The 12,454-nt window shown below is 39.3% G+C and carries 11 protein-coding genes; all 11 read left to right on the top strand.

Features of this window, described 5'->3' with window-relative positions:
* Positions 1-1,231, top strand: a 1,231-nt coding sequence (locus RTK36_RS08395) for a DNA topoisomerase (RefSeq protein WP_312046155.1), incomplete at its 5' end; no start/stop codon positions are given.
* Positions 1,232-1,423: 192 nt separating this feature from the next.
* The gene (gene rpsB, locus RTK36_RS08390; protein WP_256149758.1) at positions 1,424-2,146 is read left to right on the top strand and encodes a 30S ribosomal protein S2; all 723 of its coding nucleotides are present in this window, start codon (positions 1,424-1,426) and stop codon (positions 2,144-2,146) included.
* A 91-nt stretch (positions 2,147-2,237) separates the two neighbouring features.
* On the top strand, positions 2,238-3,173 hold the full coding sequence (gene tsf, locus RTK36_RS08385) for a translation elongation factor Ts (protein ID WP_312046153.1): 936 nt from the start codon (positions 2,238-2,240) through the stop codon (positions 3,171-3,173).
* A 198-nt stretch (positions 3,174-3,371) separates the two neighbouring features.
* On the top strand, positions 3,372-4,079 hold the full coding sequence (pyrH, locus tag RTK36_RS08380; protein WP_312046151.1) for a UMP kinase: 708 nt from the start codon (positions 3,372-3,374) through the stop codon (positions 4,077-4,079).
* A gap of 26 nt (positions 4,080-4,105) precedes the next feature.
* Positions 4,106-4,663, top strand: coding sequence for a ribosome recycling factor (gene frr / locus RTK36_RS08375; protein ID WP_312046149.1), 558 nt, complete (start codon positions 4,106-4,108; stop codon positions 4,661-4,663).
* A 66-nt stretch (positions 4,664-4,729) separates the two neighbouring features.
* Positions 4,730-5,470 (top strand): isoprenyl transferase, encoded by a 741-nt coding sequence (locus RTK36_RS08370; RefSeq protein ID WP_312046147.1) that lies wholly within the window; start codon positions 4,730-4,732, stop codon positions 5,468-5,470.
* Positions 5,471-5,487: 17 nt separating this feature from the next.
* Entirely contained in the window at positions 5,488-6,306 is an 819-nt protein-coding gene (locus RTK36_RS08365) for a phosphatidate cytidylyltransferase (protein WP_312046145.1), read from the top strand.
* A 14-nt stretch (positions 6,307-6,320) separates the two neighbouring features.
* Positions 6,321-7,469, top strand: a complete 1,149-nt coding sequence (locus RTK36_RS08360) for a 1-deoxy-D-xylulose-5-phosphate reductoisomerase (RefSeq protein ID WP_312046143.1) — start codon at positions 6,321-6,323, stop codon at positions 7,467-7,469.
* A gap of 18 nt (positions 7,470-7,487) precedes the next feature.
* Positions 7,488-8,558, top strand: a complete 1,071-nt coding sequence (locus RTK36_RS08355; protein WP_312046142.1) for a M50 family metallopeptidase — start codon at positions 7,488-7,490, stop codon at positions 8,556-8,558.
* Positions 8,559-8,857: 299 nt separating this feature from the next.
* The gene (gene ispG, locus RTK36_RS08350) at positions 8,858-9,907 is read left to right on the top strand and encodes a flavodoxin-dependent (E)-4-hydroxy-3-methylbut-2-enyl-diphosphate synthase (RefSeq protein WP_312046141.1); all 1,050 of its coding nucleotides are present in this window, start codon (positions 8,858-8,860) and stop codon (positions 9,905-9,907) included.
* Between the two features lie 29 nt (positions 9,908-9,936).
* Positions 9,937-12,454, top strand: a 2,518-nt coding sequence (locus tag RTK36_RS08345; protein ID WP_312046139.1) for an exonuclease domain-containing protein, incomplete at its 3' end; no start/stop codon positions are given.

Below are 12,454 nucleotides of genomic sequence, written 5' to 3'. Positions count from 1 at the left end.
ATATGAAGGTATCAACATCAAAGGAGAAGGCACTGTGGGTTTGGTTTCCTATATTCGTACGGATTCCTTCCGTATCTCTGATGAAGCCTATTCGGCAGTTGTCACATTTATAAAGGAAGAGTATGGCGAAAAATATGTAAATCCAGAACGGGTTATCTATAAATCAAAAGGGAAAACCCAAGATGCTCACGAGGCCATTCGTCCCACAGAGGTATTGCGCACACCTGATAGTATCAAGGAATCCTTATCAAAGGATCAATTTCGGTTGTACAAATTGATATGGGAACGTTTTGTTGCCAGCCAAATGAGCCCTGCTGTGTATGATACCCTTTCGGTGAAAATGCAGGCAGGAGAATATAGCTTTAGAAGTTCAGGTTCAAGTTTAAAATTCAAGGGCTTCTTGGAGGCATATAATAAAGGTGAGGATGAAGACGAAAAAATGATTCCTCTTTTAGAAAAGGGAGATGTTTTAAAGGTAGAAACTCTTTTGCCTGAGCAGCATTTCACTCAACCTCCCGCAAGATTTACCGATGCCTCTTTAATTAAGATGCTGGAGGAGATTGGCGTTGGTCGTCCCAGTACCTATGCCCCTACCCTTACCACAATTTTGGCACGCCATTATGTAATCAAAGAGACAAAAAACCTTTATCCAACGGAGCTTGGGGAAGCTGTAAATGATATTATGAAAGGGTATTTTTCAGATATCGTTGATGTTGATTTCACCGCAAACATGGAAAAACGTTTGGATGAAGTGGAAAACGGCCATGAAGAATGGAAACAGGTTATCCGTGATTTTTATCCTGCTTTTCAAGAATGCGTAACGGATGCTAGAGAAAAATTGGCCAAGGTGGAAATTAAAGACGAAGTAAGTGATGTAATCTGCGAAAAATGCGGAAAAAACATGGTGATAAAATATGGTCGCTACGGAAAGTTCTTGGCATGCCCCGGTTTTCCGGAATGCCAGAATACAAAGCCGTTCTTTGAGGAGGCCGGTGTAAACTGCCCTGAATGTGGTGGAAAGGTTCTTATAAGAAAGACCAAAAAAGGTCGTATTTATTACGGATGCGAGAATAATCCCGAATGCGGCTTCATGTCTTGGAATAAACCTACAGGAGAAAAGTGTCCAGAGTGCGGTAGTTTTATGGTAGAAAAGGGCCGTAAAAATGTAAAAATCGTTTGTTCCAATGAGAAGTGCGGTTATATAAAGGAAAAGCCCCCCGAAGGGGAATAAAAAACAAAAAAACAACCATTTTAATCAAAAAGTTAGAAAAACTTTGGTAATAATGGTTGTTTTTTATATTTGTCTATGATATAATCCCAAAGGTAACTTTAAAACGCACGTATCTGTTGCCAGAGGAACGGTGCCGACAGGGTCGGTCTCTTCTGGAAAATGATGCGGAGGACTAACCACAGGAGGTGCGCTATGAGCGTAATTTCAATGAAACAATTATTAGAAGCAGGTGTTCATTTTGGACATCAGACAAGAAGATGGAACCCCAAAATGGCGGAATACATCTTCGCAGAAAGAAACGGTATTTACATCATCGACTTACAGAAAACTGTAAAAAAGGTTGATGAGGCTTATGCAGAAGTTTGCAAGACTATTGCAGACGGCGGCGAAATCTTGTTTGTTGGTACAAAGAAGCAGGCTCAGGAATGCTTGAAAGAAGAAGCAGAAAGATGCGGTATGTACTATGTTAACCAGAGATGGTTGGGTGGTATGTTGACAAACTTCACAACAATCAAAACAAGAATTGCAAGATTGAAAGAATTAGAGAAAATGCAGGCTGACGGCATTTTTGAAGTACTGCCTAAGAAAGAAGTTGCAGCTTTGTTACATGAGATGGAAAAGCTGGAAAAGAACCTTGGTGGTATCAAAAACATGAAGAAAGTGCCTGATATGCTCTTTATTGTTGATACAAGAAAAGAAAGAATTGCAGTTCAGGAAGCACACAACTTGGGTATCCCTATCGTTGCTATCGTTGATACAAACTGCGATCCTGACGAAATCGATTATGTTATTCCCGGTAACGATGATGCTATCCGCGCAGTAAAGCTGATTGCTTCCAAGGTTGCTGACGCTGTTTTGGAATCCAAGCAGGGTGAGCAGGAAGCGCCAGCTGTTGAAGAAACAGTAGCTGAATAAGTTATTTACAAGGCATTTGCCCGAGCTTCAGCCAACTTACGGGCTGAAGCTCTTTTCATATTAGTTGAAGAAAATACGGAGGGAAAAAAACATGGCTATTACAGCAGCAATGGTTAAAGAATTGAGAGAAACTACAGGCGTTGGCATGATGGATTGTAAAAAAGCGCTGGCAGAGACAGATGGCGATATGGAAAAGGCAGTAGAACTTTTGAGAGAAAAAGGTCTTGCCGCTTCCGCAAAAAAAGCTGGACGTATTGCTTCTGAAGGCATTGTAGATATTTATTTAAGCGATGACAACAAAATCGGTACTATCATCGAAGTGAACTCTGAAACAGACTTCGTTGCAAAGAACCAGATTTTCAAAGATTATGTTGCAGCTGTTGCAAAACAGGCTTCCAAATCTACAGCAGCTGATATGGATGCATTCTTTGAAGAAAAGTGGGATTTGGATCCTCAGTTCACTGTAAAAGAAGCGTTAAGCCAGCAGGTTGCAATTATTGGCGAGAACCTTAACATCAGACGTTTTGAGAAATTTGAAAAAGCACAGTCTGGTAAATTGGTATCTTACATTCATGGTGGCGGCAGAATTGGCGTTATGATTGAGTTGGCTTGTGAAAATGAAAGTCACGAATTGGAAGAATTGGGCAAGAACATTGCAATGCAGATTGCTGCATTAAACCCTAAGTTCATCACTGAGAATGACGTTCCTTCTGATTTTATTGAAAAGGAAACTGAAATTTTAACACAGCAGGCAAAAAATGATCCTAAAAATGCAAGCAAGCCTGATCAGATTATTGCAAAGATGATCGAAGGCAGACTGAAAAAGGAATTAAAAGAAATGTGTTTGGTTGAACAGCCTTATGTAAAAGATGGTGACCTGACAGTTCAGAAATATATTGATTCCGTAGCGAAAGTCGTAGGCGCTCCTATTCAGGTAGCACGTTTTATTCGTTTTGAGACAGGCGAAGGCTTGGAGAAGAAAGAAGAAAACTTTGCTGATGAAGTTGCAAAAGCAACGTTGGTATAAGAGAACTTTGAGTGCCCTTGCTACAGTTGGCAATGGTGCAAATTGTGGTTGTTTTCGTCAAACACAAGAAAATTGAAAAGAAACGCCAAATTCTGGCGTTTCTTTTTTTCGGAAATTATGTATTTTTTTTACTTTTGTAAAAAATGTGGTAATTTTAGTTAGATTGTGATACATTAGAATGGTAAGGAGGCTGTTACAATGTATAAGAGAATTGTCCTGAAATTAAGCGGCGAGGCTCTAGCTGGTGATAAGGAAGGCGTCACTTTTGATGATAGTATTATTTGGGGTTTAGTATCTCAAATAAAAGAAGTCATAAACAAGGGGACGCAGGTATGTCTCGTTGTTGGCGGCGGCAATTTTTGGCGTGGCAGAAGTGCTACTTCCGGTATGGATCGAACAAAAGCTGACCAAATCGGGATGTTGGCAACGGTAATGAATGCCATTTATTTGGCAGACGCTTTCAGACAAAACGATGTATCAGCCACCGTTCAGACGCCGATTCCTTTTGGTACCATGACGGAGCTTTTTTCGAAGGATGCTGCATTGGCACGACTGGAAAAGGGCGAGGTTCTGATTTTCGCAGCTGGGCTTGGACATCCATTCTTCTCAACAGATACAATTACAGCCTTAAGAGGGGCAGAGCTTGATGTGGATGGGCTATTTTTTGCAAAAAACATAGATGGCGTCTATGATGACGACCCAGCGGTGAACGCTAAAGCTAAAAAAATTGATGTAATTAAATCGGAAGAAATTGTCAAAAATAACCTTAAGGTAATTGATATGGCCGCAGCCAATCTTTGCTTTGAGCGCAAAATCCCCGTTGTTATTTTCGGTTTAAATGAAGAGAAAAGTATAATCCGTGCGGTAAGCGGAGAAAAAATTGGTACAGTTGTTACAGTTTCTTGATAGAATAATCATAGGAGGCAAATGCTATGGCATCAGAATTAATGAAACCTTTTGAAGAAAAAATGGAAAAAACCGTTGCGGCTTTGGTAAGCGATTATGCAACCATCCGCGCAGGCCGTGCAAACCCCCATGTCCTAGATAAAATTACAGTTGAATATTATGGTACGCCTACACCAATCAATCAGGTGGGAAATATTACCGTTCCTGAAGCACGTATCATTCAGATTCAGCCTTGGGACAGTAGCACTTTGAAGTTGATTGAAAAAGCTATCAATGCATCAGATTTGGGCCTTAATCCTAACAATGACGGTAAAATAATCCGTTTGGTTTTCCCTGAATTAACAGAGGATAGAAGAAAAGAATTGACAAAAGAAGTAAAAAAGAAAGCTGAAAACTCTAAGGTTGCAATTCGAAATATCAGAAGAGATGCAATGGATGCTTTCAAAAAAATTGAAAAGAAAAAGGAAATTACCGAGGACGAATTAAAAGATCTGGAAGATAAGACACAGAAACTGACAGATAAATTTGTTGCAGATATTGATAAAAAATGCGACGAAAAGTGCAAAGACATCCTTGCGGTATAAAAAATATATAATCCGCCCCTCTGGTAATAAGAGGGGCTTTGTTGCTTTGTTACACGGAGGAAATTTATGTTTTTTCAAAAGAAGGAAAAGGCTGTATCCATTGACATGACGCGCTTGCCCAAGCATATTGCAATTATAATGGATGGGAATGGTCGATGGGCGGCAAAAAGAGCTTTGCCGAGAAAAGCTGGGCATAAGGCCGGGGCAGAGGCGTTTGAGCGCTTGATTACTGAGGCAAAAGACCTTGGTATCCAGCATATCACGGTTTATGCTTTTTCTACGGAAAATTGGAAGCGTTCGGACGAAGAAGTAAATGCCATTATGGATTTAATGCGCCATTATTTAAAAAATTCCTTTCAACGCTTTTTAAAAGATAATGTGAAAATGCACATAATCGGGGATATCTCTCGTTTGGACAAGGATATTCAGGAACAGATACAAGAGGTAGAAGAAAAATCCAGAGAAAAAGATGGTATGACAGTTCATATCGCTTTAAATTATGGTGGAAGAGATGAATTATTGCGCAGCGTCCAAAGAATTACAGAGAAAGCATTAAATGGACAAATTTCTCTTCAAGATATCACAGAAGAAACAGTAGAAGAAAATCTAGATACTGCTGGCGTGCCAGATCCTGAGCTGCTTATACGTACAAGCGGAGAAGAACGCATTAGCAATTTTCTTTTGTGGCAGATTGCTTATTCTGAATTTTATTTTACTGATGTATTGTGGCCTGATTTTAGCAAAAAGGACTTGTTAGAAGCAATTTACTATTATCAAAATAGAGATCGCCGCTTCGGCGGAAGATGAATTGAGGTGATTTTTCATTGAAAACTAGAATCATTTCCGCAGTAGCCCTTTTGCCATTTTTGATATTTGTTGTCGCATCGGGAGGCATTTGGTTAAAGGCCTCAGTAATTGTTTTAGGACTTATTGGCATGCATGAGTTTTATCGCGCATTTTCTAAAGAAAATGCAGGTTTGCATATCATTGGATATATTTTTGCATTATATTATGGACTTTTTATGGAGCAAATTATAAACCAAAATAATTATTTTAATATTTTTGTTTCTTTTTTCCTAGTGGTATTATTGGTTTACACGGTAATCTGTCATGACAAAACAAATGCGTTGGATGGCATGACTGGTTATTTTGGCTTTTTCTATGCTTTTTTCTTACTGTCTCATATCTATCTAATTAGAGAATTTTCATATGGGCAGTATTTAGTTTGGCTTGCATTTATTGCAGCTTTTGGCTGTGACACAGGGGCTTACTTCATTGGAATCAATTTCGGTAAGCATAAATTAATTCCCTCACTAAGCCCGAAAAAAACTATCGAAGGTGCAATTGGCGGTATCATGACTGCAACCTTGCTTTCTTTGGCATATGGCCTATGGATTGGGAAGATTGTGGTGTTCGAAGATGTGAATTTGTTGTTGCTATGTGGTTTAGCCGGTTTTTTTGGCTCCTTTTTAGCTCAAATCGGCGATTTAGCAGCCTCAGCCATGAAAAGAATAAACGGAATAAAGGATTTTGGAAAATTAATACCAGGTCACGGTGGCGTTTTAGATCGCTTTGATAGCGTAATCTTAACTGCTCCCGCCTTGTATTATATTATGTTCTTCTTAATTAAAGCAAAACCGTAAAGAGGTATCTAGGTATGAGAGAAATTTCAATTTTAGGCTCAACAGGTTCCATTGGTACACAAACCTTGGAAGTGATTGAGCATTTAGGTGACATCAAAGTTTCAGGAATTACGGGGAACCATAATATTGATTTACTTGAGCAACAAGCAAGGAAATTTAAACCATGCTATGTTGCAGTTATGGATGAAACCCGGGCAAAAACCCTTAGAGACCGTCTGTGTGATATCAATACCAAGGTATTAAGTGGTATGGAAGGACTGATTGCGGTTGCAACATTAGACAGCGTTGATACTGTTGTAACCTCTGTTGTTGGGAATGTAGGCTTAAAACCTACGTTTGAGGCTATTTCTGCAGGGAAAAATATTGCTTTGGCAAATAAAGAAACCCTTGTTTCCGCAGGTCAACTGGTAATGGATTTAGCAAAGAAAAAAGGCATTTCCATTTATCCTGTGGATAGTGAGCACTCAGCAATTTTTCAATCCTTGCAAGGAAATGAAGGTAACCCTATTCGTCGCATTCTGTTGACAGCATCAGGTGGCCCATTTCGCGGCAAGAAAAAAGAGGACTTGATGCATGTCACCGCTGCTGATGCTTTAATGCACCCCAATTGGTCTATGGGTAGAAAAATCACAATTGACTCTGCTACGCTGATGAACAAAGGATTAGAAGTAATGGAGGCAAAATGGCTTTTTGACGTATCTGAAAAACAAATAGAGGTGCTGGTGCATCCTCAAAGTATTATGCATTCCGCAGTGGAGTATGAGGATGGTGCAATTATTGCGCAGATGGGCGAGCCAGATATGAAGGTTCCCATTCAATATGCTTTAACCTATCCCAAAAGGAAAAGAAGTCCTTTTCCTAAAGTGGATTTTACCCAGAGAAATGCACTGACTTTTGAAAAGCCTGATATAGAAACTTTTCGGTGTCTGGCATTAGCTTACCGAGCTCTGGAAATCGGGGGAACGCTACCCGCAGTTTTAAATGGCGCAAACGAAATAGCAGTAGAAAAATTTTTAAATGGGAAAATATCTTTTTTACAAATTCCTGAACTGATAGAACAGACTATGAACGCATATACTGTGAAGTATGATTACACATTAGAAGATTTATTGGAAGCAGATGACTGGGCAAGAAACTTTGCCACAGGTGTGACTTTCCAGTAAACGAAAGGAGGTAGGAGCTTGTTCTCCATTTTAATTTCGCTGATTTTAATTGGTGTACTTGTAATTGCACATGAATTTGGGCATTTTATTGCCGCAAAAAAAAGTGGTATTTTGGTCGAAGAATTTTCCATCGGCATGGGCACAAAAATTTTTTCTCGCCAGATGGGAGAAACAGAATTTAGCATCCGTCTTTTACCCTTAGGTGGTTTTTGTCGTATGCAGGATCAAGAGGAAGACGGCTCAATTGGCCCTAGATCTTTTTTAAATAAGTCCGTAGGCATTCGCTTTATTGTTATGTTTGCTGGGCCGTTTATGAATTTTCTTTTGGCTTTTATTATGATTATCGGGCTTACATCAACCTCATATACGGCTTTTCCAAAAATCAAAGAAGTACTGCCGGGTACGCCTGCTCAGGAAATTGGCTTACAGGCCGGCGATGAAATGTATAGGATTAATGGGAAGCGTATTCATATTTACGATGAGTTGGAAGCGCAAATTTATAAAAGTGGTAGTGAGGAGTTACGCCTAGACGTCGTTAGAGATAATCAGGTGTATTCCTATAAATTGACCCCAAAGTACGATGCTCAACGCAAGGGTTATTTAATTGGATTTGCGCCTGAAATTCAAGTTGGCTTATTTGCTGATGCAGTTGAAGGTTATAGCCGTATTTCAGTGCCTGATACCCTTTACTACAGCTACTATTCAATGGTGAATTATGTAAAACTTACAGCAGAGGGTTTGGCTAGGGTATTTACCTTTACAGCAGACAAGGATGAGTATGGTGGCCCCATTTCCATTGTAAAAATGGTAGGAGATAGCTATGAAGCCGGTATGACTTATGGCGTTAAGGAAGCAATTCAAAATGTAATCTATATTGGTGCTGTGTTAAGTGCCAACTTAGGGGTACTTAATCTTTTCCCTATACCTGCACTGGATGGAGGAAGGATTCTTTTGTTGCTCGTTGAGGCGATACGCAGAAGACCTTTAAATCCTGAGCTTGAGAGCAAAATACATTTTCTTGGATTCGCTTTTTTAATGGGATTAATGGTTTTCGTTCTATATGGAGATATTGTAAAAGTTTTTGCATAGATTGCTTTTTACGGGTCATATTTTTTAATAAGCGATAACTGGTGAAGAAACAGGAGACTGTTTTGATATTTATGGTCTCCTGTTTTCTCTTTTCACCAAAAAATGCTTTTGAATTAAATGCTTCCATTTTGAAAGTTCAGGAGAGAGCTTTCATAAGATATGGCTCAAATGACTATCATTTGGGCGTTTTTTACGCCAAAATAAAAAATATTCACGATAGTGATAGTTTTATTCTCTTAGATTGTGATAATATAAAATTCATGAAATATTATAAGTGGAAGTATAAGGATGTGACTAATATGTTGCGAAAAATGACGAAAGAAGTAAATGTGGGAAACGTGAAAATCGGCGGTGGAAATCCCATTATCATACAATCCATGTGCAACACAGATACTCGAGATGTGGCGGCAACGGTAAAGCAAATTTTGCAGATGGAAGAAGCCGGATGCGAACTGGTTCGGGTTGCAATTTTAGATATGGAAGCTGCTAATGCGGTGGAAGAAATAAAAAAACATATACATATTCCTTTGGTTGCTGATATTCATTTTGATTATAAATTGGCTCTGCGTGTTATGGAATTAGGGATAGATAAAGTTCGAATTAATCCCGGAAATATTGGAGAGGAAAGTCGCATTCGCCAAGTGGTGGAAAAGGCGAAGGAAAAGCACATTCCCATTCGTATTGGTGTAAACAGTGGCTCTCTGGAAAAGGATTTGGTAGAAAAATTTGGCGGTGTTACCCCACAAGGTTTGGTGGAGAGTGCCCTTCGCCATGTTCACATTCTTGAAAAGTTTGATTTTCATGATATTATTGTATCCATTAAAGCATCAGATGTACCGTTTTCTTTGGAAGCTTATGGGCTGCTTTCTCAAGCCATTGACTATCCGATACATGTCGGGATTACAGAGGCAGGAACAGTTTATAGCGGTACCATTAAGTCCGCAGTAGGCATAGGTGCAATTCTTGCGGCAGGTATTGGAGATACCCTGCGGGTTTCTCTTACGGGCGACCCTATCGAAGAAATTCGTGCGGCAAAAGAGATTTTAAAAAGCCTTGGTTTGCGAAAATTTGGCATCGAATTGATTTCCTGTCCTACCTGCGGAAGAACTCAGATAGATTTAATTTCCATCGCCAATGAGGTAGAGGGGCTTTGTAAAGGAATTGATAAAAACTTAAAGGTTGCTGTGATGGGCTGCGTGGTCAATGGTCCTGGAGAAGCCAGAGAAGCCGATGTGGGAATCGCCGGGGGTAAAGGCGAGGGACTTTTGTTTAAAAAGGGCGAAATCATCAAAAAAGTAAAGGAACATGAGCTGGTTTCTGCTCTGATGGAGGAGATTGAAAGATTTTAATTGAGATAGATTTGGAAAGGAGGGACAGTGTGACAGTACAAAGCTTTAATCAGGTTTTTCAAAAAATTTCATTATCTGTTGGTGTGAAAGAAACTTTTTGCGATACAGAAGTAAAAAAGTTAACCATATATAAAAAAGATCGTTCTGTGGATGTTAAAATTGTTTCGCCTAAGCTGATCCCTTTACAAGAGTCAGAGCAATTAAAAACAGAACTACAACAAGCAATTCCAGGCATAAAAGAGGTTCGCTTGTCTTTGGAATATATGCTGAATGAAATAGAGGATGAGCATTTTTTATCCATCTATTGGGAGAACATCAAAGAATTTATTTCACAACAAAGCAAAATTTGTTCCGGCGTTATTTCAGATGCAGTTTGGAAATATAAAGACGGAAAGCTCTATATCCACGTAAAAAACAACATGGCCTACTTTATGGCTCAAAAAAAGTTGGATATAGAATGTCAGAAAATGATAGAAAAAGAAACCGGTCGAGTGATTCCTACGTTATTTAAAAACGTAGTCACTTCTGAACAAGAAACCAAAATGTTTGAGCAGGCAAAGGAAGAAAAAGCGGCGGAGTTTATTCAAAAAATTGTTGCGGCACAAACGGCGGCGGAGCAAGAAAAATCAGCTGCAGTGGCTGCAGGGGTTTCTGATTCTGTTCAAAAAGGGATTTTATTTGGGAAAGAATGTGTTGGAACCAAAATACCTATTTCTGAAAGTAAAATAATTGGTGAAACGGTTGTCATAGAGGGCAGTATTTTTAATGTGGAAAGCAGGGAAATTAAAGGGGAAAAATATATTATATCCTTTGATATTACAGATAAAACAGACTCCACCACCGTCAAATTCTTTGTAAAGAAAAGTATCTTTGACGGAGAACTTCAAGATCGATTTAAAATGGGTGCTTATTTAAGGGTACAAGGTGATGTTCAGTTTGACAAATATGCCCGTGAAATTAATATTATGGCTAAGAATATTAATCTTGCACAGGCTCCACCCCTTAGAATGGATACGATGGAAGAAAAAAGAGTAGAGCTCCATTTACATACCCAAATGAGCAGCATGGACGGTGTGACTCCGGTGAAAAATTATATCAAACGTGCCATTGATTGGGGTCATAAAGCAATTGCCATTACCGATCATGGTGTTGTACAGGCCTTTCCTGATGCCATGAATGCCGCAGGCAAATCAGACTTAAAAGTAATTTACGGGGTGGAAGCATATCTTGTGGATGACCTTGGTAATGTTGTAACCATGTCAAGAGGGCAAAAGCTCAACGAAACCTTCGTGGTTTTTGATATTGAAACAACGGGGCTTTCCAGAGAGACGGAAATGATTACGGAAATTGGTGCCGTTAAATTAGAAAACGGAAAAATTATCGATCGATTCAGTGCCTTTGTAAATCCAGGGAAACCAATTTCAGCAGAAATTACAAAGCTAACAGGCATTACCGACGATATGGTTGCTGATGCTCCGAAAATAAAAGAGGTTTTGCCGGAATTTTTGGCATTTGCCAAGGATGCTGTTTTGGTGGCCCATAATGCTAGCTTTGATATGGGTTTCATTCGAGTGGCTGCGGAGAGATATTGCCAAATCGAAGTGGAGCATACTGTATTAGACACCTTAGAACTGGCCAGAGCTTTATTGCCCCAGTTGAATAAGCATAAGCTAAACATTCTTTGTGATCATTTGAATATTTCACTGGTAGGTCATCATAGAGCTGTAAATGATGCCGAGGCTACAGCTGAAATGTTCTTAAAATTTATGGACATGCTGGCAGAAAAAAATGTTTTTACATTAGATGAAATAAATATTTTTTCTAGCAGAACGATCAATTATAAAAAACTGCGTGCCCATCACGCCATTATTTTGGTACAAAATTATACGGGCTTACGGAACTTATATGAATTGGTTTCTTTATCCCATATTGATTATTTTTTTCGAAGACCAAGAATACCAAAAAGTGAGCTATTACGCTTAAGGGAAGGTCTGATTTTAGGCAGTGCCTGCGAGGCAGGAGAGATTTACCGTGCTTTATTGGACAATTCACCCAAGGAGGTCATAGAAAACCTTGTGGGACTTTATGACTATTTGGAAATTCAACCATTAGGGAATAATAATTTTATGATTGACTCCCCAAGGGTAGAGGCAATACATTCCGTGGAAGATTTAAAGGCAATCAATCGAAAGATTGTTAACCTTGGAGAAAAATACCATAAGCCTGTTGTTGCTACCTGTGACGTTCATTTCATTGACCCTGACGATGAAGTGTATCGAAAAATCATAATGGCTGCAGAAGGGTTTTCCGATGCGGATAAACAACCACCTTTATATTTTCGCACCACAGAAGAGATGTTGAAAGAATTTCAGTATCTGGGGGAAGAAAAGGCAAGGGAAGTGGTCATCACAAATACAAACGTGATTGCCGATCGTATTGAAAAAATTAAGCCTATTCCCGATGAAACCTTTCCACCTAAAATTGAGGGCGCGGACGATGAGCTAAGACGTATTTGTATGGATAAAGCCTATTCCATATACGGAGAGC

This window comes from Anaerotignum sp. (genome assembly GCF_031981185.1).
Lineage (GTDB): Bacteria > Bacillota > Clostridia > Lachnospirales > Anaerotignaceae > Chakrabartyella.
This window is presented reverse-complemented; position numbering and strand designations above follow the sequence as displayed.

Excerpts from the sequence above, each read along its gene's own strand:
- rpsB (WP_256149758.1), top strand. The coding sequence starts at position 1,424 with ATGAGCGTAATTTCAATGAAACAATTATTAGAAGCAGGTGTTCATTTT.
- tsf (WP_312046153.1), top strand. The coding sequence starts at position 2,238 with ATGGCTATTACAGCAGCAATGGTTAAAGAATTGAGAGAAACTACAGGC.
- pyrH (WP_312046151.1), top strand. The coding sequence starts at position 3,372 with ATGTATAAGAGAATTGTCCTGAAATTAAGCGGCGAGGCTCTAGCTGGT.
- frr (WP_312046149.1), top strand. The coding sequence starts at position 4,106 with ATGGCATCAGAATTAATGAAACCTTTTGAAGAAAAAATGGAAAAAACC.
- RTK36_RS08370 (WP_312046147.1), top strand. The coding sequence starts at position 4,730 with ATGTTTTTTCAAAAGAAGGAAAAGGCTGTATCCATTGACATGACGCGC.
- RTK36_RS08360 (WP_312046143.1), top strand. The coding sequence starts at position 6,321 with ATGAGAGAAATTTCAATTTTAGGCTCAACAGGTTCCATTGGTACACAA.
- ispG (WP_312046141.1), top strand. The coding sequence starts at position 8,858 with ATGTTGCGAAAAATGACGAAAGAAGTAAATGTGGGAAACGTGAAAATC.